Source organism: Bradyrhizobium sp. Ash2021 (genome assembly GCF_031202265.1).
Classification (GTDB): Bacteria; Pseudomonadota; Alphaproteobacteria; order Rhizobiales; family Xanthobacteraceae; genus Bradyrhizobium.
The window spans coordinates 425,031-450,070 of the sequence record NZ_CP100604.1; the positions used below are offsets into that span (position 1 = coordinate 425,031).

At 63.5% G+C, this 25,040-nt stretch carries 22 protein-coding genes; 13 read left to right on the plus strand and 9 right to left on the minus strand.

What is annotated here, in order from left to right:
* Positions 1-44: 44 nt before the first annotated feature.
* The 5 genes from NL528_RS02135 to ccmA form a co-directional block, all read right to left on the minus strand.
* Positions 45-644, minus strand: coding sequence for a DsbE family thiol:disulfide interchange protein (locus tag NL528_RS02135; RefSeq protein ID WP_309181095.1), 600 nt, complete (start codon positions 642-644; stop codon positions 45-47).
* Positions 644-820 carry a heme exporter protein CcmD gene (gene ccmD, locus NL528_RS02140; RefSeq protein WP_309181096.1) on the minus strand — a complete coding sequence of 59 codons (177 nt, stop codon included), beginning with the start codon at positions 818-820 and terminating at the stop codon, positions 644-646. The genes NL528_RS02135 and ccmD overlap by 1 nt, the downstream gene beginning before the upstream one ends.
* Before the next feature lie 4 nt (positions 821-824).
* Positions 825-1,556 carry a heme ABC transporter permease gene (locus NL528_RS02145; protein WP_074271932.1) on the minus strand — a complete coding sequence of 244 codons (732 nt, stop codon included), beginning with the start codon at positions 1,554-1,556 and terminating at the stop codon, positions 825-827.
* 92 nt (positions 1,557-1,648) lie between these two features.
* Positions 1,649-2,317: a heme exporter protein CcmB gene (ccmB, locus tag NL528_RS02150; protein ID WP_309181097.1), complete on the minus strand. Its 669-nt coding sequence runs from the start codon at positions 2,315-2,317 to the stop codon at positions 1,649-1,651.
* Complete coding sequence (gene ccmA, locus NL528_RS02155) at positions 2,314-2,916, minus strand: heme ABC exporter ATP-binding protein CcmA (RefSeq protein WP_309181098.1); 603 nt, start codon at positions 2,914-2,916, stop codon at positions 2,314-2,316. Before ccmA ends, ccmB begins: the two co-directional genes overlap by 4 nt.
* A gap of 222 nt (positions 2,917-3,138) precedes the next feature.
* Here ccmA and acnA point away from each other — a divergent pair, with 222 nt between their 5' ends.
* From acnA to NL528_RS02170, 3 genes are all read left to right on the plus strand, one after another.
* Entirely contained in the window at positions 3,139-5,859 is a 2,721-nt protein-coding gene (gene acnA / locus NL528_RS02160) for an aconitate hydratase AcnA (RefSeq protein ID WP_309181099.1), read from the plus strand.
* A 156-nt stretch (positions 5,860-6,015) separates the two neighbouring features.
* On the plus strand, positions 6,016-6,777 hold the full coding sequence (locus NL528_RS02165; RefSeq protein ID WP_309181100.1) for a DUF1223 domain-containing protein: 762 nt from the start codon (positions 6,016-6,018) through the stop codon (positions 6,775-6,777).
* Positions 6,778-7,345: 568 nt separating this feature from the next.
* A complete protein-coding gene (locus NL528_RS02170) occupies positions 7,346-7,717 on the plus strand; it encodes a DUF2794 domain-containing protein (protein WP_074271927.1) in 372 nt (123 codons plus the stop codon).
* A 118-nt stretch (positions 7,718-7,835) separates the two neighbouring features.
* Here the strand turns inward: NL528_RS02170 and NL528_RS02175 are convergent, their stop codons facing one another.
* The 4 genes from NL528_RS02175 to NL528_RS02190 form a co-directional block, all read right to left on the minus strand.
* On the minus strand, positions 7,836-8,381 hold the full coding sequence (locus NL528_RS02175) for an N-acetyltransferase family protein (RefSeq protein WP_309181101.1): 546 nt from the start codon (positions 8,379-8,381) through the stop codon (positions 7,836-7,838).
* 86 nt (positions 8,382-8,467) lie between these two features.
* Positions 8,468-9,259: a Bax inhibitor-1/YccA family protein gene (locus NL528_RS02180; protein WP_309181102.1), complete on the minus strand. Its 792-nt coding sequence runs from the start codon at positions 9,257-9,259 to the stop codon at positions 8,468-8,470.
* A 244-nt stretch (positions 9,260-9,503) separates the two neighbouring features.
* The gene (locus NL528_RS02185; RefSeq protein WP_309181103.1) at positions 9,504-12,077 is read right to left on the minus strand and encodes an FtsX-like permease family protein; all 2,574 of its coding nucleotides are present in this window, start codon (positions 12,075-12,077) and stop codon (positions 9,504-9,506) included.
* Positions 12,074-12,793, minus strand: a complete 720-nt coding sequence (locus NL528_RS02190) for an ABC transporter ATP-binding protein (RefSeq protein WP_309181104.1) — start codon at positions 12,791-12,793, stop codon at positions 12,074-12,076. Before NL528_RS02190 ends, NL528_RS02185 begins: the two co-directional genes overlap by 4 nt.
* 55 nt (positions 12,794-12,848) lie before the next feature.
* Between NL528_RS02190 and NL528_RS02195 the strand changes: the two genes are divergently transcribed.
* From NL528_RS02195 to NL528_RS02240, 10 genes are all read left to right on the plus strand, one after another.
* Positions 12,849-13,496: an arylesterase gene (locus tag NL528_RS02195; protein WP_309185320.1), complete on the plus strand. Its 648-nt coding sequence runs from the start codon at positions 12,849-12,851 to the stop codon at positions 13,494-13,496.
* A 134-nt stretch (positions 13,497-13,630) separates the two neighbouring features.
* Positions 13,631-14,167 (plus strand): RNA 2',3'-cyclic phosphodiesterase, encoded by a 537-nt coding sequence (gene thpR, locus NL528_RS02200; protein ID WP_309181105.1) that lies wholly within the window; start codon positions 13,631-13,633, stop codon positions 14,165-14,167.
* Positions 14,168-14,461: 294 nt separating this feature from the next.
* Positions 14,462-15,646: a cell division protein ZapE gene (gene zapE, locus NL528_RS02205; protein ID WP_309181106.1), complete on the plus strand. Its 1,185-nt coding sequence runs from the start codon at positions 14,462-14,464 to the stop codon at positions 15,644-15,646.
* Between the two features lie 286 nt (positions 15,647-15,932).
* On the plus strand, positions 15,933-16,901 hold the full coding sequence (gene mdh, locus NL528_RS02210) for a malate dehydrogenase (protein WP_309181107.1): 969 nt from the start codon (positions 15,933-15,935) through the stop codon (positions 16,899-16,901).
* 222 nt (positions 16,902-17,123) lie between these two features.
* On the plus strand, positions 17,124-18,320 hold the full coding sequence (sucC, locus tag NL528_RS02215; RefSeq protein ID WP_309181108.1) for an ADP-forming succinate--CoA ligase subunit beta: 1,197 nt from the start codon (positions 17,124-17,126) through the stop codon (positions 18,318-18,320).
* A 4-nt stretch (positions 18,321-18,324) separates the two neighbouring features.
* Positions 18,325-18,804: a DUF1579 family protein gene (locus NL528_RS02220; protein WP_309181109.1), complete on the plus strand. Its 480-nt coding sequence runs from the start codon at positions 18,325-18,327 to the stop codon at positions 18,802-18,804.
* A 37-nt stretch (positions 18,805-18,841) separates the two neighbouring features.
* On the plus strand, positions 18,842-19,726 hold the full coding sequence (gene sucD / locus NL528_RS02225) for a succinate--CoA ligase subunit alpha (protein WP_309181110.1): 885 nt from the start codon (positions 18,842-18,844) through the stop codon (positions 19,724-19,726).
* A gap of 134 nt (positions 19,727-19,860) precedes the next feature.
* Positions 19,861-22,818 (plus strand): 2-oxoglutarate dehydrogenase E1 component, encoded by a 2,958-nt coding sequence (locus NL528_RS02230; protein WP_309181111.1) that lies wholly within the window; start codon positions 19,861-19,863, stop codon positions 22,816-22,818.
* Between the two features lie 138 nt (positions 22,819-22,956).
* Positions 22,957-24,204 carry a 2-oxoglutarate dehydrogenase complex dihydrolipoyllysine-residue succinyltransferase gene (gene odhB, locus NL528_RS02235; protein ID WP_309181112.1) on the plus strand — a complete coding sequence of 416 codons (1,248 nt, stop codon included), beginning with the start codon at positions 22,957-22,959 and terminating at the stop codon, positions 24,202-24,204.
* Between the two features lie 85 nt (positions 24,205-24,289).
* Positions 24,290-25,036: an SDR family oxidoreductase gene (locus tag NL528_RS02240; RefSeq protein WP_309181113.1), complete on the plus strand. Its 747-nt coding sequence runs from the start codon at positions 24,290-24,292 to the stop codon at positions 25,034-25,036.
* Positions 25,037-25,040: the final 4 nt, after the last annotated feature.

The following is a 25,040-nucleotide window of genomic DNA, read 5'->3' on the forward strand; positions in this document are numbered from 1 at the left end:
TTCCGGGCCTGCGCCAAGAGGCGCATCCCGGAATGACGAGTAGATTAGGATCCCGCTTTCAGCGCCTTCTCGATCTCGACCTTGAGCACGCTGTCGATGTTCTCCGGCGTCACCGGTCCTACCATCTTGTAGAGAATGGTACCCTCGCGGCCGACCACGAAAGTCTCGGGCACGCCGTAGACGCCCCATTCGATCGAGGCGCGGCCGTTGCCGTCGACGCCGACGATGCCGAACGGATTGCCGTAGCGGCCGAGGAAGCGGCGGGCGTTGTCGGGCCCGTCCTTGTAATTGATGCCGACCATTTGCAGCCTCTTGTCCTTGGCCAGTTGGACAAACAGCGGCGCCTCGTCGTGGCATGGCACGCACCAGGACGCCCAGACATTGACGATGCTGACCTTGCCCTTGAACGCGGCCGGATCGAGGCCCGGTATTTGCGCGCCGTTGACGACGAGGCCTTCGAGCGCCGGCAGCACGGTTTGCGGCGCCGGGCGGCCGATCAGGGCGGAGGGAATTCTCGAGGGGTCGCCGCCGTGCAGCCGCAGCAGGAACAGTCCGGCCAACGCGATGAAGCCGAGCAGCGGCAGGCTCACCAGCCAGCGCCGGCCCCGCGGTGATGTCTCGTTGGTGGTCGCGGGCTCGCTCATCAGATATCCGCTGCGCTACGGCCGGAGCGCCTGACCACGCCGCTGGCCTCGAGATCGCGCAGGCGCTCCTTCTGGCGGCGATAGTCGACGGCGATCCAGACAATCAGAATCAAAACCACTCCTGTTACCAACGCATAGGAAGTCACGATGAAGGAGGCGTAGGGACCGAGCGCCATCGCGTCACGCCGCCTGCTGGCTGGCTTGCATCATCTGCAAGGCGCGCACGCGGCGGCGCAAGATCTCGTTGCGCATCGCCGCCAGATGCAGCGTGACGAACAGCAGCGAAAAGGCGACGGCCATGACGAGCAGCGGGATCAGGAAGGCGCGGTCGAGCGAGGGCCCGCCCAGCCGCATCACCGAGGCCGGCTGATGCAGCGTGTTCCACCAGTCCACCGAGAATTTGATGATCGGCAGATTGATCGCGCCGACCAGGGTCAGGATCGCCGCAGCCCGCGCCGCGCGCGACGGATCGTCCACCGCGCGCCACAGCGCGATCAGGCCGAGATACATCAAGAACAGGATCAACACCGACGTCAGCCGCGCATCCCACTCCCAATAGGTACCCCACATCGGCCGGCCCCACAGCGAACCCGTGACCAGCGCCAGGAACGTGAACGCGGCGCCGATCGGGGCTGCCGCTTTGGCCGCGACATCCGCCAGCGGATGCCGCCACACCAGCGTGCCCAGGGCGGCCAGGCTCATCACGCCCCACACGAACATCGACAGCCACGCATTCGGCACGTGGATGAACATGATCTTGACGGTGGCGCCCTGCTGATAGTCGTCGGGCGCCATGGCCGATTGATAGCAACCGATCAGCAGCAGGATTGCGGTAGCACCCGCAAGCCACGGCAGCACCCGCGCCGTCAGCGACAGGAATTTTGTGGGGTTGGCGAGGTCGATCAGCGTCATGGCACCCTGATAGTCGTCAGCGGCCGGGCAGGCAATGTGGCATGCTTTGTTTCATTTGGCCTCCGCGAGAGTTGATCGGCGTCAAACCGGTGTCAGTCCAGGCCGTGCCGCAAACTGGCGGCGGCTGCAAACGGCCCGATCACGAAACTTACGAGGGAAAGCGCGCACAGGATCGAAAACGGCGTTCCGAACGACAGCGGGCCGGTGATCGCGGCCTGCGAGGCCGCAACGCCGAAGATCAGGACGGGGATCGACAGCGGCAGCACCAGCACCGCGAGCAGCAAGCCGCCGCGATGCAAGGTCACGGCCAGCGCGGCACCGATCATGCCGGTAAAAGTCAGCGCCGGCGTGCCCGCCAGCAGCGTCAGCGCCACCGCCGAAGTCGACGCGGCGTCGAGATTGAGCAGCAGCCCCAGCGCCGGCGTGGCGATTATCAATGGCAGCCCCGCCGCGAGCCAGTGCGCCAGCGCTTTGGCGGCACAGGCCAGTTCCAGCGGCATCCGGCTCATCACGATCAGGTCGAGCGAGCCGTCCTCATGGTCGGCCGTGAACAGTCGGTCGAGCGTCAGCAGGCTGGCCAGCAGCGCGCCGAGCCAGAGAATGGCCGGCCCCAGCCGTGTCAGCAGCGCCAGATCGGGGCCGACCGCGAACGGCATCAGCACGGTGACGGTGAGGAAGAACAGCACGCCGATCAGCGCCCCGCCGCCGACGCGCAGCGCGATTCTGATGTCCCGCCGAATCAGCGCGGCGAGGGCGGTCATGTCGCGCCTCCCATCCGAAGTTCCCTGGTCGCGATCCCGAGCGGGGCGTGGGTGGCGGCGATGATGATTCCGCCGCTTCCAAGATGGTCGCGCATCAGGCCCGCGAACAAATCCTGCCCGGCCGTATCGAGCGCCGAGGTCGGCTCGTCGAGCAGCCAGACCGGGCGTCGCACCGCGAGCAGCCGGCCGATCGAGAGCCGCCGCCGCTGGCCGGCGGACAGGTAGGCCGCCGGCAAATGCGCCGCGTGGCCGAGGCCGATTTGAGCGAGGGTTTGTTCCCCATCCCCGGCATCGCCGCCGAGGAAATCCCGCCAGAACGACAGGTTCTCCCGCACGCTCAGCGCCGGCTTCAGGGCGTCGCGGTGGCCGAGATAATGCGACTGCTCGGGCAGCGTCAGCTCGGTCCCGCCGCCTTGCAGATCAATCGATCCGGCCGATGGCACCAGCAGGCCCGCGATCAGCCGCAGCAGCGAGGTTTTGCCGGATCCATTGGGGCCGATGACGGCCAGCGCCCGGCCCGAGGCGGCCTCGAAATCGAGGCCGGAAAACACCTCACGGCCGCCTCGCACACAACAGATACTGCGTCCCAAGAGCTGCATTTTGCCCCTTTACAGCCCTTTGGAAACTAAGGGTACCGCATCGGAATTTGTGGGTACCGCATTGCTGCAGCACGATTGTCAGTGTGGCGGCGCTTCTGGAAAGATTCTATAAGCCCCGAACTTGATGCAGCACACAATCGGCGACTGCAAGCCAAAGGCCGGCCTCGCGGACGGTGTTTAAATACCCTTGCCGGGTATAACTGACAATTGGGATTTCCTCACATGACATCGCTCGACAGCTTCAAATGCCGCAAGACCCTCAAGGTCGGTGGCAAGTCCTATGTCTATTACAGCCTGCCCGCCGCCGAGAAGAACGGTCTGAAGGGAATTTCCAAACTGCCCTATTCGATGAAGGTGCTGTTGGAAAATCTGCTGCGCAACGAGGACGATCGCACCGTCAAGAAGGCCGACATCGTCGCGGTGTCGAAATGGCTGAAGAAGCGCGCGCTCGAGCATGAAGTGGCGTTCCGCCCCGCGCGCGTGCTGATGCAGGATTTCACCGGCGTGCCGGCGGTGGTCGATCTCGCCGCGATGCGCAATGCGATGCAGAAGCTCGGCGGCGATGCGGAAAAGATCAATCCGCTGGTGCCGGTCGATCTGGTCATCGATCACTCGGTGATCGTGAACTTCTTCGGTGACAACAAGGCGTTCGGCAAGAACGTGGTCGAGGAATACAAGCAGAACCAGGAACGCTACGAATTCCTGAAATGGGGTCAGAAGGCGTTTTCGAATTTTTCCGTGGTGCCGCCCGGCACCGGCATCTGCCATCAGGTCAATCTCGAATATCTCGCGCAGACGGTGTGGACCAGGAAGGAGAAGATGACGGTCGGCAAGAAGACCGGCACCTTTGAAGTCGCCTATCCGGATTCGCTGGTTGGTACCGACTCGCACACCACCATGGTCAACGGCCTCGCCGTGCTCGGCTGGGGTGTCGGCGGCATCGAGGCGGAAGCCTGCATGCTCGGTCAGCCGCTGTCGATGCTGCTGCCGGAAGTGATCGGCTTCAAGCTCAAGGGCCAACTCAAGGAAGGCGTCACCGCCACCGACCTCGTGCTGACCGTGACGCAGATGCTGCGCAAGCAGGGCGTGGTCGGAAAATTCGTCGAATTCTTCGGCCCTGGCCTCGATTTTCTCTCGGTCGCGGACAAGGCGACCATCGGCAACATGGCGCCGGAATATGGCGCGACCTGCGGCTTCTTCCCGGTCGATGCCGCGACCATCGACTATCTGAAGACCTCGGGCCGCAAGGCTGACCGCGTCAAGCTGGTCACCGCCTACGCCAAGGCGCAGGGTCTGTTCCGCACCGCCAAGTCGACCGATCCCGTGTTCACGGCGACGCTGACGCTCGATCTCGCCGACGTCGTGCCGTCGATGGCCGGCCCGAAGCGTCCCGAGGGCCGCGTCGCGCTGCCGGCGGTCGCCGCAGGCTTCGCTACCGCGATGACCAGCGAATACAAGAAGGCGGACGATGCCGCCAAGCGCTATGTGGTCGAGAACCACAATTTCGATCTCGGCCATGGCGACGTCGTGATCGCAGCAATCACCTCCTGCACCAACACTTCCAATCCGAGCGTGCTGATCGGCGCGGGCCTGCTGGCGCGCAACGCCGCCGCCAAAGGCCTGAAGGCAAAGCCGTGGGTGAAGACGTCGCTGGCCCCGGGCAGCCAGGTGGTGGCGGAATATCTCGCCAATTCCGGCCTGCAGGCCGATCTCGACAAGGTCGGCTTCAACCTGGTCGGCTTCGGCTGCACCACCTGCATCGGCAATTCGGGCCCGCTGCCGGAGGATATTTCGAAGTCGATCAATGACAACGGCATCGTCGCCGCCGCCGTGCTGTCGGGTAACCGCAACTTCGAAGGTCGCGTCAGCCCGGACGTGCAGGCCAACTATCTGGCGTCACCGCCGCTGGTCGTGGCCTACGCACTGGCGGGAACGGTGACCAAGGATCTCGCGGTCGAGCCGATCGGCGAGGGCAAGGACGGCAAGCCGGTGTACCTGAAGGACATTTGGCCGACGACCAAAGAGATCAACGCCGTGATGAAGAAGTTCGTCACCGCCACGATCTTCAAGAAGCGCTACGCCGACGTGTTCAAGGGCGACACCAACTGGCGCAAGATCAAGACCGTGGAGAGCGAAACCTATCGCTGGAACATGAGCTCGACCTATGTGCAGAACCCGCCTTATTTCGAAGGCATGAAAAAAGAGCCGGACCCGATCGTCGACGTCGTCGGTGCGCGGATTCTGGCGATGTTCGGCGACAAGATCACCACCGACCACATCTCGCCGGCAGGCTCCATCAAGCTGACCTCGCCGGCCGGAAAATTCCTCTCAGAGCATCAGGTGCGTCCGGCTGACTTCAACCAGTACGGCACCCGGCGCGGCAATCATGAGATCATGATGCGCGGCACGTTTGCCAACATCCGTATCAAGAACTTCATGCTGAAGGGCGCCGACGGCAACATTCCGGAAGGCGGCCTGACAAAGCACTGGCCCGACGGCGAACAGATGTCGATCTACGACGCCGCGATGAAGTACCAGGCGGAGCAAGTGCCGCTGGTGGTTTTCGCCGGCGCCGAATACGGCAACGGCTCGTCGCGCGACTGGGCCGCGAAGGGAACGCGGCTGCTCGGCGTCCGCGCCGTGATCTGCCAGAGCTACGAGCGCATCCACCGCTCCAATCTGGTCGGCATGGGCGTGCTGCCGCTCACCTTCGAGGACGGCACGTCATGGACGTCGCTGGGCCTCAAGGGCGACGAGAAGGTGACGATCCGGGGCTTGCAGGGCGATCTCAAGCCGCGTCAAACGCTGACGGCGGAGATCGAGTCCGGTGACGGTTCGCTGCAGCGCGTGCCGCTGCTGTGCCGCATCGATACGCTCGACGAACTCGAATATTATCGGAATGGCGGCATTCTGCATTATGTGCTGCGCAAACTGGCGGCATAACGCGGATTTGTGATCGGTGGCTCACTGCTTAGTGAGTGGCAGGTAAAAAGAAGGCGGCCTATGACAAAGGCCGCTTTCGCGCGTTTGCGGCGCGCTTTTAGGATCAGATCATGCCCGTACAAATACGGATGGAAATCGTCACGACCGGTTCGCAGTATGACAGCGATGATGGCCTATAACTGTATCTCGCGGTGGTCCGGTGCGCTCAGCGTATGCGCGATTATCGCAATTATCCGTCCGGCCCATGCCGATCCGCGTGCGGTCGTCGAATTGTTCACCTCGCAAGGCTGCTCGTCCTGTCCGCCCGCCGACAAGATCATCGGTGAGCTCGCCAAGGATCCCAATGTCATCGCGCTGAGCATGCCGATCGATTATTGGGACTATCTTGGCTGGAAGGATACGCTCGCCGACTCCCGCTTCAGCGCGCGGCAAAAGGCCTATTCGCATGTGCGCGGCGATCGCGACGTCTACACGCCGCAAGTTGTCGTCAATGGATCGGCGCATCTGATCGGCAGCGATCGCGCCGGCATCGAAGGTGCGATCAAGGATACCAGCAAGGCCGATGGTGTGATGTCGGTGCCCGTCACGATGACGCTGTCCGGCAAGCAGATCAATGTTTCGGTCGCGGCCAGCAAGGCGCCGAACGCCGCGCATGGCGAAGTCTGGATCTGCTCGGTCTCGAAGGCCATTCCGATCGCGATCGGGCGCGGCGAAAACCGCGGCCAGGAAATTACCTACCACAATGTGGTGCGCAATCTGCTCAAGGTGGGTGACTGGAACGGCAGTTCCGGAAGCTGGACCGTGCCGCTGGAAAATATCTCGCGCGATGGCGTCGATGCCGCGGTTGTCTATGTCCAGGACGGCAATCGCGACAAACCCGGCCCGATGCTGGGCGCGGCGTTCACAAGCCTGCACTGATTCCCTTTCGTCATTCCGGGATGCGCCTCTTGGCGCAGGCCCGGAATCCATACTCAAGATCGTGGTTATGGATTCTCTGATGTGCAATTGCACATCAAAGCTCGCGCGGAGCCTGTCATCGGGCCGCGCTTTGCGCGGACCCGTTGGCGCGCCCCGGAATGACGGCAGTGATGAAGTACCCCCCAAAAAAGAAAAAGGACCAACTTTCGTTGGCCCAGTACGGGGATTAGCTCCCCTGCGAACAGGCCCGATCCCGACGGCCCCGGGGGGCTGGGGGCTGAGGAATCCGGAACCGAAAGGACCGGGCCAACGCAGGATTTTCTTTTCGCAAGGCAGCGGGGCGGTCGATGGGCGGAAGTGGGGCAGCAATATGATTCCGCTAACGATCCCGTGACCCTATATTTCCGGATTCCGGAGGCCGGGCAATCGGCCGGGCCTGCGGCGGTATTTCTCAAGGGCCCCTTGCAGCGTCCGGCGGTTGGCGCGATCATCTACGTCTCGGCATGATCCCGAAAAGTGGGCACCGGTTTTCGGGACAAGATGATGCCTGGATGACAGGAGGCGCTCCATGAGTTCGCTATCGGAGGACACTGATCCAAGCGAGAATCGCGCGGCGGCGCGCACCGCCGCTGCAGGCCCCCAGCAAAGCCGCGTTACGTTCAATCGTCTGGAACTCAATCGTATTCTCAATCTCTATGGCCGCATGGTCGCCGATGGCGAATGGCGCGACTATGCCATCGACTTCTTGAGGGATCGCGCGGTGTTCTCGGTGTTCCGCCGCGCTTCCGAAGTCCCGATCTACCGCATCGAAAAAGATCCGCGGCTCGCGCGCAAGCAGGGCATGTACAGCGTGATCTCCGCGACCGGCCTGATCCTGCGCCGCGGCCAGGAGCTCGAGCGCGTGCTGCTGGTGATCGATCGCAAGCTGGCGGTGGTTTAGCCATGCTGTCATTCCGGACCAGCGCGCAGCGCTGGATCCGGAATCCAGAGGTTAGCTAGGCGTAATCTGCGGCGCGAGGTTCCGGGTTCGCTTCGCGCCCCGGAATAACACCGGACAACTAGCGCTGTTCTGCATCATCCCCCGGCACAGTCGTCGCGCCGTCGCCGAGCGCGCGCTGCATCATCACGGTGTCGAGCCAGCGACCGAATTTGAGGCCGACACTGGGATGGGTCCCGATCATCTGGAAGCCGGTTTTGGTGTGGACGCCGATCGATCCGGCGTTGGCGGAATCGCCGATCACCGCGATCATCTGCCGGTAGCCGCGCGCTTCGCATTCGGCGATCAGCCGCAGCATCAATTGCAGGCCGATGCCGCGGCGGTGGATTGCAGGTCTCAGATAGACCGAATTCTCCACCGTGAAGCGGTAGGCCGGCCGCGGACGGTACGGGCCGGCATAGGCATATCCGACCACGCCGCCTTGCAGGACGCCCACGAAATACGGAAATCCGCCGTCCAGCAGCGCCTTGAACCGCCGGGTCATCTCGGCAAGGTCCGGCGGTATCAGCTCGAACGTCGCGGTGCCGTAGAGCACAGCGTGCTCGTAGATTTCGGTGACAGAGGGGAGGTCGGCCTCGGTGGCGGGCCTGATTTCGGCGGGTGACATGGACGCCAGATTATTTTTGCTTCAGCCAAAAGAAAAGCCCCGGCGGTAAGGCCGGGGCTTCAATTCGTCCGCCTGAGGCGTTTGGGCTAGTCGCGCTGGCCAAGCAGCTGCAGCAGCAGCGTGAACAGGTTGATGAAGTTGAGGTAGAGTGAGAGTGCGCCAAGGATGGCCGCACGCTCCGCCACCACGCCGCCCTGCGAGGCATAGCCGTAGATGTAGTCGTTCTTCAGCCGCTGGGTATCCCAGGCGGTGAGGCCCGCGAATACCAGCACGCCGACCACCGAGACGATGAACTGCAGCATCGTGCTCGCCAGGAACAAATTGACCAGGCTCGCGATGATGATGCCGATCAGGCCCATGAACAGGAACGACCCCATGCCGCTCATGTCACGCTTGGTAGTGTAGCCGTAGAGGCTCAGAGCGCCGAAGGTCGCCGCGGTGATGAAGAACACCCGCACGATCGAGGTGTGCGTATACACCAGGAAGATCGACGACAGTGAAACGCCCATCAGCGCCGAGAACACCCAGAACAGCATCTGGGCGGCAGCGGGCTGCAGCCGGTTGATGCCGGCCGAGATCACGAACACCATCAGCAAGGGCGCGAAGATGAAAAGCCACTTCAGGGGGCTCACATACATCGCATAGCCGAACGGCGTCAGGAAGGCGTTGCCGAATTTGGCCGCGCCGGCCGCCGGATCGCCGGTCACCGCCGCCATATAGACGCCGAGCGCCGCGAGACCGGTGATGGCCAGCCCGATGCTCATGTAATTGTAGATGCGCAGCATGTAGGCGCGCAGACCGGCGTCGACGGCCGCAGCGTCAATGCGTCCGGCGGCCCGGCCGAAAGGAGAAGCGTAGTTACGGTCTAGGTCCGACATGGTCGAATTCCCGTTGGTTGCCCGGCGGAGCGCAAGGGGTTTGCGACGCCGGTTAGATATCTATCTCAGATAGCGCGATTTTGCTGACATTAATTTTGCGTCATCAAACCGGCTCTCTTCCCATCCGATATGTGGGAAACTAGCACATTCGCTGCAAGCTTCCACGCGCGGCCGAATGTCGCTCTAAACCGCGATTTAGGGGCAAAAACGGCGTTAACCCTGCTCGCTCCGCCGCTACAAATTGTCACAAATTCCGCAACACCGTGGCCGGTTTCTGGTTCAGGGCCAAAAGCGTCCCGGCCAGTCCCAGCCCCACCGTGACGATCAGCGCGGCCACGACCACGCCGGCGGCGCTTCCGGCCTGCCAGATGAAGCTCAGCGTCATCAGCCGGGTCACGATCAGCCAGGCGGCGATCGAGCCCGCGATCACGCCGAACACGGCGGTGGCAAAGCCGATCATCAGATATTCCAGCGCATAGGCGCCGAGCAGCCGCGCGCGGGTGGCCCCGAGCGTCTTCAGGATTACCGCGTCGTAGACCCGGTGGCGATGGCCGGCGGCGAGCGCGCCGCCCAGCACCAGGATGGCCGAGATCAGCGTCACCGCGCTGGCGCCGCGGATCGCCATCACGAGGTTGGTGACCACGCTGCCGATGGTTTCCAGCGCCTCGCGCACCCGCACGCTGGTTACCGTCGGGAAGGCGTCGGCCACCTGTTTGATGATGCGGGCGTCGCCGGCGGCGTCCGGATGGGTCTCGGTCAGGGTCGCGACATGGCTGTGCGGCGCGCCCTTGAAGGCGTTCGGCGAGAACACCAGCACGAAATTGATGCCGAGGCCCTGCCAGTCGATATTGCGCAGATTGGCGATTTTGGCCGGAATGTCGCGGCCGAGCACGTTGACGACGATCTCGTCGCCGATTTTGAGCTTGAGCCCGTCGGCGATCTTCTTCTCCATCGAGACCAGTGGCGGACCGCTGTAATCCGGCCCCCACCACTCGCCCTCGACGATCTTCGAGCCCTTGGGAATCTCGCCGGTATAGGTCAGGCCACGGTCGCTCTGCAGCACCCATTCGGAATCCTGCGACGCCTTGAGGTCTTCGGCCTTGACGCCGCGGGCGGCGGCGATCCGCCCGCGCAGCATCGGCACGTCCTCCACGGTCGATCCGGGCGCGGTCTGTTTCAGGAAGGCAGCGAAGCGGTCGGCTTCGGTGGTGGGAATATCGATGAAGTAGAACGACGGCGCGCGATCCGGCAGCGCCGCCAGGAACTGCCGCCGCAGATTGCCGTCGATCTGGGTAATGGTGACCAGCACCGCGAGCCCCAGGCCGAGCGACATCACGACCGACGGCGTCAGTGCGCCGGGCCGGTAGATGTTGGCGATCGCCAGCCGCAGCATGGTGATGCGACTACGGGGCAGGCGGCGCGCCAGCGCCATCAGCCCGGCGGCGACGCCGCGCAGCAGCGCGAACACCGCGGCTGAGGAGACGACGAACACCGCCGCGACGCGCTTGTCATAGGCAAGCCCGATCGCAACCGCGATCAACAGCGCAATCACCACCGCCATCAGCGCCAGATAGCTCCAGCGCGGGCGGTGCCATTCGGGGGCTACTTCGTCGCGGAACAGCGCCGCGACCGGCACATCATGCACCCGGCCGAGCGGCCACAGGCCGAAGGCCAGCGCCGTGAGCAGGCCGTAGATGAACGACAGCGCGAGTTCGTCCGCGTGCAACGCGGGAATCACCGGCAATGGCAGCAGCTTGCCGAACAGGCCGACGATAACGAAAGGCAGCGCCGCCCCGGCGGCAAGGCCGATCACCGAGCCGATCCCGGCAAGCACGACCACCTGGGTCAAATAGATCGTGAAGACGTCGCGGCCGGTGGCGCCCAGCGCCTTGAACGACGCGATGACGTCGCGGCGGCGATCGATATGGCTCTTGACCGCATTGGCGACGCCGACGCCGCCGACCAACAGTGCGGCAAGGCCGACCAGGGTCAGAAATTGGGTGAAACGGCTGATGGTGCGCTCGAGCTGCGGCGAGGCGTTGCCGCGGCTTCGAATCTCCCAGCCGGCTGCCGGCAGCGCGCTTCGCGCGCTGTCGATCAGCGCGGTCGCGGCGCGGTCGGTGGCTGCGTTGTCGGGTAGTTTCAAGCGGTAGATCCAGCGCACCAGGCTGCCGGGCTGCAACAACCCGGTCGCGCGCAGGCCGGCTTCGCTGACCAGGAAACGCGGGCCGAGGCCGACATTGCCGGCAAGCTTGTCGGGCTCGGCGCTATCAACGGTGCGGATCTGGAAGCTGGCGCTGCCGATGGTGACGCGGTCGCCGAGCTTGAGGTCAAGCCGCGCCAAAAGGGTGGAATCCACCGCCGCGCCGAACGCGCCGTCGCGCTCGGCCAACACATCCGCGATCGGCAATTCCGGATCGAGCGTCAGCTCACCCAGCATGGGATAGTTGCCGTCCACCGCCTTGAGCTCGACCAGCGCCAGCCTGCCGTCGGCGCTGCGGGCCATGACGCGCAACGTCGCCGCGACCGAAACGTCGCCGCGCGAACGCAGGAACGCGATCTCGTCGGGCTTGGCTTCGCGCTGGATGAGAGAGAATGCGACGTCGCCGCCGAGCAGCGTACGGCCCTCGCGCGCAAGGCCTTCGCTGAGGCTGGCCGCAACGGAGCCGACGCCGGCGATCGCCATCACGCCAAGCGCGATACAGGCGATGAAGACGTAAAAGCCGCGCAAGCCGCCGCGCAACTCGCGAAGCGCATAGCGCAGCGCAAGCGACGACGCGCGGCTGCCGCGGTCAGCGGCCTCGGATGCGATGCTCATGTACTGGAATGCCCGTCGATCCGGCCCGAGCGCAGCCGCACCACGCGGTCGCAGCGCTGCGCCAGCGAGGTGTCGTGCGTCACCAGCACCAGCGTCATGCCGCGCTCGGCGTGCTTGGTGAACAGCAGGTCGACGATCTGCTTGCCGGTGGCTTCATCGAGGTTTCCGGTCGGCTCGTCCGCGACCAGGATCGCGGGATCGGGTGCCAGCGCACGCGCAAGGGCGACGCGCTGCTGCTCGCCGCCGGATAATTGCGTGGGATAATGATGCAGGCGGTCGCCGAGGCCGACCGATTGCAGTTCCTGCGCGGCGCGCGCGGATGCATCGGGATTGCCGGCGAGTTCCAGTGGCACCGCGACATTTTCCAGCGCTGTCATGGTCGGTATCAGATGGAACGACTGGAATACGATGCCGACATGCCGGCCGCGAAAGCGGGCGAGGGCGTCCTCGTCGAGGGCATTGAACGGCGTGCCGTTGACCACCACCTCTCCGCTGTCAGGACGTTCCAACCCCGCCATCACCATCAGCAAGGTCGACTTCCCCGAGCCTGACGGTCCGATCAGTCCGATCGCTTCGCCCGGTGCCACACGAAGGCTGATATCTTTCAGGATATGAACGCGTGCCGCGCCGCTGCCGAGTGAGAGATTGACATTGGCGATTGAAATAGTGTCCGGCTCGAGGCCGGCCAGTGAAGAGGGTTCGATGAGACTGTCCATGGCTCGGTCATATGGCACTTCAGCCGCTCGGGTCGAGGGCCGGTTCGTGATCTTCGTGCACATACTCGTGTTGATTATGGCCTTGATGACGGCGGGAACGGCTTTGGGGCAAGGGTCCGTGGCGGTGACGGCAAAGCCGGTCAAGATGGTGGTTTTGGGCGATTCCTTGAGCGCCGGCTACGGCCTGCCGGCCGGGGCGGCGTTCCCGGTTCGCCTACAAAAAGCCTTGGATACCAAAGGGATAAAGGTCGACATGATCAACGCCGGGGTATCCGGCGATACCGCCTCCGGCGGCCGCGACCGGCTCGACTGGTCGGTGCCCGAGGGAACCGACGCCGTGATCGTCGAACTCGGCGCCAACGACGCCCTGCGCGGCACCGATCCCGCGGTCACGCATGCGGCGCTGTCTGACATTCTGACGCGGCTGAAGGCGCGCGGGGTAGCGGTTCTGCTCTGCGGGATGGTCGCGCCGCCAAATTATGGCAGCGATTATGCGGCCCGTTTCAACGCGATCTACCCGGAGCTCGCGAAATCATTCGGCGTGCCGCTCTACCCGTTCTTTCTGGACGGCGTTGCCGCCGACGTCCGGCTCAATCAGGCGGATGGCATGCACCCGACCGCGGAGGGCGTGGACCTCGTCGTGAAAAATATCTTGCCCACGGTGGAGGCATTTCTCGGCAAATTATCCGGGCAACGGAGTTGAAAAATCAGCAGTGATAACCTTAAGCACCGTGTTTTCCCGGACTTTCGCCTCGCATGCTTCGCAGAGTCACATAAGTCAGGTAGAAATTAGCGATCGGTGATTCGTCACCGGGTTTCAGCATCGGGAGTCGAGCGATGCCGCGTCTGTTCACTGGTCTGGAAATTCCGGCCGAGATCGGCCAAACGCTTTCCAATTTGCGTGGCGGCCTCCCCGGCGCCCGCTGGGTCGATCCCGAAAATTATCACGTCACCTTGCGCTTCATCGGCGACATCGACGGCATGTCGGCGAATGAGATCGCCTTGATGCTGTTTCGGGTCAACCGCAAGCCGTTCGAGGTCAGGCTGCAGGGCTTGTCGAGTTTTGGCGGCCGCAAGCCGCGCGCGGTGGTCGCCTCCGTCGAGCCGTGCCGGCCGCTGATCGAGCTGCAGGCCGAACTCGAACGGCTGATGCAGCGGATCGGGCTCGATCCCGAGGGGCGCAAATTCACCCCCCATGTGACGCTGGCGCGGCTGTACGACGCCTCGAGCCAGGACGTCGCCGATTATCTCTCGGTGCGCGGCTATTTTCCGAGCCGCGTCTTCACCGTCTCCCGCTTCGTGTTGTTCTCGTCCCGCGCCTCGACCGGCGGGGGGCCCTATGTGGTCGAGGATTCTTACGCGTTGAGTGCCTGAGGGCGGGAGCGCCCGCTCGTCACATCCACCGCTGTCATCGCCCGGCATAGCCGTCCGAAGGACGGCGTCGCTTCCGCTCGCCATAGCCGTCCGAAGGACGGCGTCGCTTCCGCTCGCCTATGACCGGGCGATCCAGTATTCCAGAGCCGCCATGATTTAACCGAGAAGCCGCGGCGTACTGGATACCCGCTGTCGCGGGTATGACGATTTGCGGCTGGGTCAGCGCCGGCCGCGCATACCCCCACCACCAATTCGCGGCTTGCAATTTTCCTCCCGCTGGGCCGTAAGAGGGCCATGCTGTCCACCTCGCCCAGCTCGTTCCGCGCCCATTACCAGGCTCTGGTCGACTTCGGCTCGATCGAGGCCGATCCCGCCCAGGCCAGCGCCGTCGAGGCCTTTGCCGGCCTTGAAGAGCGGCTGTCGAGCTACAAGCCGTTCCGCAAACAAAGCCTGCTCGGCCGGCTATTCGCCGACAAGGGCGAGCCGCCGCCGCGCGGTCTCTACGTTCACGGCGAAGTCGGCCGCGGCAAGACCATGCTGATGGATCTGTTTTTTCAGCAGAGCCCGGTCGAGCACAAGCGCCGCGCCCATTTCCATGAATTCATGGCCGAGGTGCATGAGCGGATCTACGGCTATCGCCAGGAGATCGCGCGCGGCGAGATCGCCGATGGCGACGTGATCACGCTGACGGCTCATGCGATCTTCGAGCAGGCGTGGCTGCTGTGCTTCGACGAATTCCATGTCACCGACATTGCCGACGCCATGATCCTGGGCCGTCTGTTCACAAAACTGTTCGAGCTCGGCACCGTCGTGGTGGCGACGTCCAACGTCGCGCCCGAAGATCTCTACAAGGGCGGACTGAACCGCGCGCTGTTCCTGCCGTTCATCGCGCAGATATCGGACCATATGGACGTGCTGCGGCTCGATGCGCGCACCGATTTTCGGCTGGAAAAACTCGTGGGCGTGAAGATGTGGCTGGTGCCGGCGGATCACGACGCCCATACCGCGCTCGACAAGGCCTGGATCAGGATGACCGGCAACGCGCCCTGCAAGCCGCGCGATATCGCGATCAAGGGCCGGATCCTGCACGTGCCCTGTTCGTCGCACGGCGTCGCGCGATTCAGTTTTGCGGATATCTGCGAAAAACCGCTGGCCGCGTCGGATTACCTGCGGCTGGCGCACGACTACCACACGATCCTGATCGATCGGATTCCCGTCATGGACTATGCCGAGCGCAACGCCGCCAAGCGTTTCATCTCGCTGATCGACACGCTCTATGACAACGCCGTGAAATTGATGGCGTCGGCCGCGGCCAATCCGGTGTCGCTGTATCTGGCGACCGAGGGCAATGAGGCCAACGAGTTCAAGCGCACCTCGTCGCGGCTGATCGAAATGAGTTCGGAATCCTATCTGGCGCTCCCGCATGGGCGAAAAGACTCCGCGGCAAGCGGGTCGAGCACGGGATTGGTGGAGACGTAGTTTTCTCCGTCATTGCGAGGAGCGAAGCGACGAAGCAATCCATCTATCCCCGGGCGGAGAGGTGGATTGCTTCGCGGAGCCTGTCATCGGGCGCGCATTCGCGCGACCCGTTGGCTCGCAATGACGGGAGGGGGACTTCTTGGCATACCTAGTCGAAATCGAGGCAAGGCCCGCAAGAGACCGACAATTGGGCGCGCCGCGACTTGAACGTATCATTCGAAAGGGATAACCAGCCCTCCAAGCGACTTTCCACTCTTCCTCTTCGTCTCATAAGGACAGATTTCCCATGGCGCGCGACAAGATTGCTTTGATTGGCTCCGGTCAGATCGGCGGAACGCTGGCTCACCTCGTTGGCCTGAAGGAGCTCGGCGACGTCGTGATGTTCGATATCGCCGAGGGCGTGCCGCAGGGCAAAGCGCTCGACATCGCGCAGTCCTCCCCGGTCGACGGCTTTGACGCGCATATGACCGGCGCGAATTCCTATGAAGCGCTCGACAACGCCAAGGTCTGCATCGTGACCGCTGGCGTGCCGCGCAAGCCCGGCATGAGCCGCGACGATCTCCTCTCCATCAATCTCAAGGTCATGGAGCAGGTCGGCGCCGGCATCAAGAAATATGCCCCCGACGCGTTCGTCATCTGCATCACCAACCCGCTGGATGCGATGGTCTGGGCGCTGCAGAAGGCCTCGGGCATGCCGCACAAGAAGGTGGTGGGCATGGCGGGCGTGCTGGATTCCTCGCGCTTCCGCTATTTCCTCGCCGACGAATTCAACGTCTCGGTGGAAGACGTCACCGCCTTCGTGCTCGGCGGCCACGGCGACACCATGGTGCCGCTGGTGAAATATTCCACCGTCGCCGGCATTCCGCTGCCCGACCTCGTCAAGATGGGCTGGACCTCGCAGGCGCGCATCGACGAGATCGTCGACCGCACCCGCAACGGCGGCGCCGAGATCGTCAACCTGCTGAAGACCGGTTCGGCCTTCTACGCGCCGGCCGCCTCCGCGATCGCGATGGCCGAGAGCTATCTGCGCGACAAGAAGCGCGTGCTGCCCTGCGCGGCCTATCTCAACGGCGAATATGGCGTGAAGGACATGTATGTCGGCGTGCCAACCGTCATTGGCTCGAAAGGCGTCGAGCGCATTGTCGAGATCGAACTGGCCGGCAAGGACCGCGAAGCCTTCGACAAATCGGTCGGCGCGGTGCAGGGCCTGGTCGACGCCTGCAAGAAGATCGCGCCCGATCTGCTCGGCAAGTGATCGCGCCCCGACGATCAGCCGACGGATCGGGCCAATCGTTCCTCGGCACTTCAATTTCCAAGGTTCGCACCCAATCCGGTGCGGACTCGGCATCGAGACAGCACTAATGCGATGAAATTCCTGGGTGATTTCGGATTTGCAGGTTCTGTGGTATATGGTATACCAGTTACAAAATCGGTGTGAAACCCAAATTCACCGCACGAGACTTCGGGGAGCGTCCACATGAACATCCATGAATACCAGGCCAAGGCGTTGCTACGTGAATACGGCGTGGCCGTGCCGCGCGGGGTGGCCATTCTCAAGCCTTCCGACGCCGATCTTGCCACCGACGAACTCGGCGGTCCGGTCTGGGTGGTGAAGAGCCAGATCCATGCCGGCGGTCGCGGCAAGGGCAAGTTCAAGGAAGCCTCCGCCGGCGACAAGGGCGGCGTCCGTGTCACCAAGTCCGCCGCCGAGGTCAATCAATTCGTCAAGCAGATGCTCGGCGCAACCCTGGTTACCGTGCAGACCGGGCCGGCCGGCAAGCAGGTCAACCGCCTCTACATCGAGGAAGGCTCCGATATCGACAAGGAGTTTTACCTCTCGATACTGGTCGATCGCGAAACCTCTGAAGTGTCGTTCGTGGTTTCGACCGAAGGCGGCGTCAACATCGAGGACGTCGCGCATAATACGCCGGAAAAGATCGTCACCTTCTCGGTCGATCCCGCCACCGGCATCATGGCCCACCATGGCCGCAAGGTCGCCAAGGCCCTGAACCTGTCGGGTCCTCTCGCCAAGCAGGCGGAAAAGCTGGTGAGCCAGCTTTATACGGCCTTCGTCGCCAAGGACATGGCGATGCTGGAAATCAACCCGCTGGTCGTCACCAAGAATGGTGATCTGCGCGTGCTCGACGCCAAGGTGTCGTTCGACGACAACTCGCTGTTCCGGCATCCCGAAGTGGTGGCTTTGCGCGACGAGAGCGAGGAAGACGCCAAGGAAATCGAGGCGTCGAAATACGATCTCAACTACATCACGCTCGACGGCACCATCGGCTGCATGGTCAATGGCGCCGGCCTTGCGATGGCGACCATGGACATCATCAAGCTCTACGGCCTGGCGCCGGCGAACTTCCTCGATGTCGGCGGCGGCGCCAACAAGGAAAAAGTCACCGCGGCGTTCAAGATCATCACCGCCGATCCCAACGTGAAGGGTATCCTGATCAACATTTTCGGCGGCATCATGAAATGCGACATCATCGCCGAAGGCGTGGTCGCCGCGGTCAAGGAAGTCGGCCTGAAAGTGCCGCTGGTGGTGCGGCTCGAAGGCACCAACGTTGAAGCCGGCAAGAAGATCATCGAGGACTCCGGCCTCAACGTCGTGGCCGGCGACAATCTCGACGACGCCGCGCAGAAGATCGTGAAAGCCGTCAAAGGGAGCTAGTTCCATGCCCCAGGACCATCTCGCCGCACCGACTGCGTTGGAAGAGCACCGCAAACTCGCGGTGTTCGCCGGCGAGTGGGCTGGCGAAGAGGTGGTTTTCCCGTCGCGCTGGACCGCGGGCGGACCGGCCACCTCGCGCGTCGTCGCGCGCATGGATCTCAACGGCCTCTATCTGATCCAGGACACGCGCCAGATGCGCGACGGCAAGGAGAGCTTCGCCACCCACGGCGTGTTCACTTACGATCGCGAGGACCGGCACTACAAACTGTTCTGGCACGATTCACTCGGCTACTACTCGCCGGCGCCGGCCTCCGGCGGCTGGACCGGCAAGACGCTGATCCTGGTGCGCGGCTCGCTGCGCGGCAACGCGCGGCATGTCTATGAAGTCGTTGACGACAACAACTACACCATGAAAATCCAGTTCTCGCCCGACGCGGAAGGATGGGCCGATGTGCTCACCGGCGTGTATCGGCGCGTGCACTGACTCCATTTCCCGATCATCTACGAAAGCAACATCAACCATGTCCGTTCTGATCGACAAGAACACCAAAGTCATCTGCCAGGGTTTTACCGGCAAGAACGGCACGTTCCATTCCGAGGCCGCGATCGCCTATGGCACAAAAATGGTCGGCGGCACGTCGCCCGGCAAAGGCGGGTCGACGCATCTCGATCTGCCGGTGTTCGACACGGTCGCCGAAGCGCGCGACAAGACCGGCGCCAACGCCAGCGTGATTTACGTGCCGCCGCCGGGTGCGGCGGATGCGATCTGCGAAGCGATCGATGCGGAAATTCCGCTGATCGTTTGCATCACCGAAGGCATTCCGGTGCTCGACATGGTCAGGGTGAAGCGCTCGTTGTCGGGATCGAAATCGCGGCTGATCGGACCGAACTGCCCGGGAGTCATGACGGCGGGCGAATGCAAGATCGGCATCATGCCGGCCAACATTTTCACGCCGGGCAATGTCGGTATCGTTTCGCGCTCGGGCACCCTGACCTATGAGGCGGTGTACCAGACCTCCCAGGAGGGGCTCGGCCAGACCACGGCGGTCGGCATCGGCGGCGACCCGGTCAAGGGAACCGAATTCATCGACGTGCTGGAGATGTTTCTGGCCGATCCCAAGACCACCTCGATCGTCATGATCGGCGAAATCGGCGGCTCGGCCGAAGAGGACGCCGCCCAGTTCATCAAGGACGAGGCCAAGCGTGGTCGCAAGAAGCCGATGGTCGGCTTCATCGCCGGCGTCACCGCCCCTCCCGGCCGCCGCATGGGCCATGCCGGCGCCATCATTTCCGGCGGCAAGGGCGACGCCGGTTCCAAGACTGCGGCGATGGAATCGGCCGGAATCACGGTCTCTCCATCCCCTGCCCGGCTCGGACACACCCTCGTCGAAAAATTGAGGTCCTAATTCAATTCTTGGCTCTTTTCGGCGGGAATATTCGTCCCAAATAGGGTAAAGGGTTCTTTATCCCGCTGATCCGGTTTCCGGATCGGCGTTGCGCCGTCTTCCACGCGCGAACCGAAAATCACCAGGAAGCCACCATGTCTCGCCAGGACGCGAATGCCGCTTTTGCCCTTTCTTCGTTTTTGCAGGGCACCAACGCCACCTACATCGACGACCTCTACTCTCGCTACGAGCAGGATCCGGCTTCGGTCGATCCCGAATGGCAGGAATTCTTCAAAAGCCTGAAGGACACCCCCGCGGACGTCCAGAAGAACGCCGAAGGCGCCTCCTGGGGTCGCGACAACTGGCCGCTGACACCGCGCGACGATCTGACCTCGGCGCTGGACGGCAACTGGGCGACGGTCGAGAAGGCGGTCGGCACCAAGATCGCGGCCAAGGCACAGGCCAGGGGCGCGGAGATCTCGGCCGCCGACGTCAATCAGGCCACCCGCGATTCCGTCCGCGCTTTGATGCTGATCCGTGCCTACCGCATGCGCGGCCATTTCCATGCCAAGCTCGATCCGCTCGGCATCGAGGCGCCGCGCGATCGCGAAGAACTCGATCCGCGCTCCTACGGCTTCACCGAGAGCGATTTCGACCGCAAGATCTTCCTCGACCACGTGCTGGGCCTCGAATACGGCACGCTTCGCGAAATCGTCGTGATCTGCGAACGCACCTATTGCCAGACGCTCGGCGTCGAGTTCATGCACATCACCAATGCCGCGCAAAAGGCCTGGATCCAGGAACGCATCGAAGGTCCCGACAAGGAAATCAGTTTTACCCCCGAGGGACGGCGCGCGATCCTCAACAAGCTGGTCGAAGCCGAAGGCTTTGAGAAATTCTGCGACCTGAAATTCACGGGAACAAAGCGCTTCGGCCTCGACGGCGCCGAGTCGCTGATCCCGGCGCTGGAGCAGATCATCAAGCGCGGCGGCAATCTCGGCGTGAAGGAAATCGTCTTCGGCATGCCGCACCGCGGCCGCCTCAACGTGCTGACACAGGTGATGGGCAAGCCGCACCGCGCGCTGTTTCATGAATTCAAGGGCGGCTCGGCCAACCCGGACGCGGTCGAAGGCTCCGGCGACGTCAAATATCACCTCGGCGCCTCATCGGACCGCGAGTTCGACAACAACAAGATCCATCTGTCGCTGACCGCCAACCCGTCGCATCTGGAAATCGTCGATCCCGTGGTGCTCGGCAAGGTGCGCGCCAAGCAGGACCAGCACGGCGATCCACCGGACATGCGCATTTCGGTGCTGCCGCTGTTGATGCATGGCGACGCGGCGTTCGCAGGCCAGGGCGTGGTGGCGGAGTGTTTCAGCCTGTCCGACCTCAAGGGCTACCGCACCGGCGGTTCGCTGCATTTCATCGTCAACAACCAGATCGGCTTCACCACCTATCCGCGCTATTCGCGCTCCTCGCCCTATCCCTCCGATGTGGCGAAGATGATCGACGCGCCGATCTTCCATGTGAACGGCGACGATCCGGAGGCCGTGGTTTTCGCCGCCAAGGTCGCGATCGAGTTCCGGCAGAAATTCCACAAGCCGGTCGTCATCGACATGTTCTGCTATCGCCGCCACGGCCACAACGAGGGCGACGAGCCGGCGTTCACCCAGCCGGTGATGTACAAGAGGATCGGCTCGCATCCGACCACGCTGGAGATTTACGCCAGGCGGCTGGTTGCCGAGGGCGTGATGACCGAGGGCGAGGTCGACAAGGCCAAGGCCGACTGGCGCGCGCGGCTCGATGCCGAGCTCGAGGCCGGCTCAGGTTACAAGCCGAACAAGGCCGACTGGCTCGACGGCAAATGGGCAGGGTTCAAGTCGGCCGATGCCGAGGAAGATCCCCGTCGCGGCGTCACCGGCGTCGATGTCACGGTGCTCCGGGATATCGGCCGCAAGATCACCAAGGTGGCCGATGGCTTTCGGGTTCATCGCACGGTGCAGCGGTTTCTGGACAGCCGCGCCAAGGCGATCGACGGTGGCGTTGGCATCGATTGGGCGACCGGCGAGGCGCTGGCGTTCTGCACGCTGCTGCAGGAAGGCCATCACGTGCGGCTGTCGGGACAGGACTCCGAGCGCGGCACCTTCTCGCAGCGGCATTCGGTGCTGATCGACCAGGAAGACGAGGGCCGCTACACGCCGTTCAATCATCTCGGCGGCGACCAGGGCCATTACGAAGTCATCAACTCGCTGCTCTCGGAAGAAGCGGTGCTCGGCTTCGAATACGGCTATTCGCTGGCCGAGCCGAACGCGCTGACGATCTGGGAAGCCCAGTTCGGCGACTTCGCCAACGGCGCGCAGGTGTTGTTCGACCAGTTCATCTCGTCGGGCGAACGCAAATGGCTGCGCATGTCCGGTCTCGTCTGCATGCTGCCGCACGGCTATGAAGGTCAGGGACCGGAGCATTCCTCCGCAAGGCTCGAACGCTTCCTGCAGATGTGCGCCGAAGACAACATGCAGGTGGTCTACGCCACGACGCCGGCGAATTTCTTCCACGTGCTGCGGCGTCAGCTCCATCGCGAAATTCGCAAGCCGCTGATCCTGATGACGCCAAAATCGCTGCTGCGGCACAAGCGGGCGGTATCGCGGCTGGACGAACTGGGCGAGGGCACCACGTTCCACCGCATTCTCTATGATGACGCGCAGATGCTGCCGGACGACAAGACCAAACTGGTGCCGGACGACAAGATCCGTCGCGTCGTGCTGTGCGCCGGCAAGGTCTATTACGATATCTATGACGAGCGCGAGAAGCGCGGCATCGACGATATCTACATCATGCGCGTCGAGCAGCTTTATCCGGTGCCGTTGAAGGCGCTGGTGCATGAGCTCGGGCGCTTCAAGAACGCCGAACTGGTCTGGTGCCAGGAAGAGCCGCGCAACATGGGTTCGTGGCACTTCATCGAGCCCTATCTCGAATGGGTGCTGAACCAGATCCACGCGCCGAACAAGCGTCCGCGTTACGCCGGCCGCGCGGCGTCGGCCGCCACCGCCACTGGTTTGATGTCGAAGCATCTGGCACAGCTCAAGGCGCTGCTGGATGAGGCACTGAACTAGAAATTTTCATTCGTCATGCCCCGCGAAAGCGGGGCATCCGGTGACCCGCACCGTTCAATCCGATCACGAACGTTACGGGGTACTGGATCGTTCGCCCTCGCGGACGATGACTGCAGAAGCGATTGAGGAAAACACACAATGACTGAAATTCGCGTTCCGACGCTCGGCGAGTCCGTGACCGAGGCCACCATCGGCCGCTGGTTCAAGAAGGCCGGCGATGCTGTAGCGGTCGACGAGCCCCTGGTCGAGCTCGAGACCGACAAGGTCACCATCGAAGTCCCGGCGCCGTCGGCGGGCGTGCTCGGCGAGATCTCCGCCAAGGACGGCGAGACCGTCGCGGTCGGCGCGTTGCTCGGACAGATCAATGACGGTGCGGCGGGCGCCGCCAAACCGGCGGCCGCGCCCGCCAGGGCCGCAGCCCCGGCTGCGCCGCCGCCGGCCGCTGCGCCCGTTGCCGCCGCGCCTCCGAAGGCTGCGCCGGCCGACGCGCCGCTGGCGCCGTCGGTGCGCAAGCTCTCCGCCGAAAGCGGCATCGATGCGGCCACGGTTCCCGGCTCCGGCAAGGATGGCCGTGTCACCAAGGGCGACATGCTGGCTGCGATCGAGAAGGCGGCCTCGGCGCCGACGCCGGTCAATCAGCCCGCCGCCGCCGTCCAGGTGCGCGCGCCGTCGCCCGCCGACGATGCCGCGCGCGAAGAGCGCGTGAAGATGACGCGGCTGCGCCAGACGATCGCGCGGCGGCTCAAGGACGTGCAGAACACAGCCGCGATGCTCACGACCTTCAACGAGGTCGACATGAGCCACATCATGGCGATGCGGGCGCAGTACAAGGAGGTGTTCGAGAAAAAGCACGGCAGCAAGCTGGGCTTCATGGGCTTCTTCACCAAGGCCTGCGTGCAGGCGCTGAAGGATATCCCGGCGGCCAATGCCGAGATCGACGGCACCGATCTGATCTACAAGAATTATTACCACATCGGCGTTGCGGTCGGAACCGACAAGGGCTTGGTCGTGCCTGTCGTGCGCGACTGCGACCACAAATCGATCTCCGATATCGAAAAGAGTATCGCGGACTTCGGCCGCCGCGCCCGCGACGGCCAACTCAAGATCGACGAGATGCAGGGTGGCACTTTCACCATCACCAATGGCGGCATCTATGGTTCGCTGATGTCGACGCCGATCCTGAACGCGCCGCAGTCGGGCATTCTGGGCATGCACAAGATCCAGGATCGCCCGGTCGTGGTCGCCGGCAAGGTCGAGATTCGCCCGATGATGTATCTGGCGCTGTCCTACGATCACCGCGTCATCGACGGCAAGGAAGCGGTCACCTTCCTGGTCCGCGTCAAGGAAAGCCTGGAAGACCCGGCACGGCTGGTGCTGGATCTCTGATGCAATCCGTCTGCCGGAGTCCGTTTGCGAGGACCTCAGCCGACCGGCGGGCGTTGATCATCTGCGTTGAGCTTTGGGGGCGATTTTGACTGATCGAGTTGCTGTCATCACCGGCGGAAGTCGCGGCATTGGCCGCGCCACCGCCATTGGCGCTGCGGCGCGCGGCTTTCGCATTGTGGTCGGTTACGCCAGCAATCACGCAGCGGCGCAGGAAGTCGTATCCGTCATCGAAGCCAAGAACGGCAAGGCCATCGCGGTGAAATGCGATGTCGGCAGCGAGCATGACATTCTCGCGCTGTTCAAGGCTGCCGACGAATTCGGAACGCTGGGCGCACTGGTCAACAATGCCGGTATTGTCGGGCCGTCGGCGCGGGTCGAGGACATGTCGGCCGAGCGCATCCAGCGCATGATGGCGGTCAACGTGACCGGCAGCATTCTATGCGCGCGTGAAGCCGTGAAACGAATGTCGACGCGGAACGGCGGCAAAGGCGGCGTGATCGTCAATCTGTCCTCGGTCGCGGCGAAACTTGGCGCGCCCAATACCTATGTCGATTACGCGGCGTCCAAGGGCGCGGTGGATTCCTTCACCATCGGACTGGGCCATGAAGTTGCCGGCGAAGGCATTCGAGTCGCGGCGATCCGCCCGGGATTGATCGACACCGAAATTCACGCCAGCGGCGGCGAGCCCGACCGCGCGCATCGGCTTGCGCATATGGTGCCGATGCAACGTGTCGGCAGCGCGGAGGAAATCGCCAACGCCATCGTCTGGCTGATGTCGGACGATGCGTCCTACGTCACCAGCGCCATCCTCGATGTGTCGGGTGGTCGGTAAACAC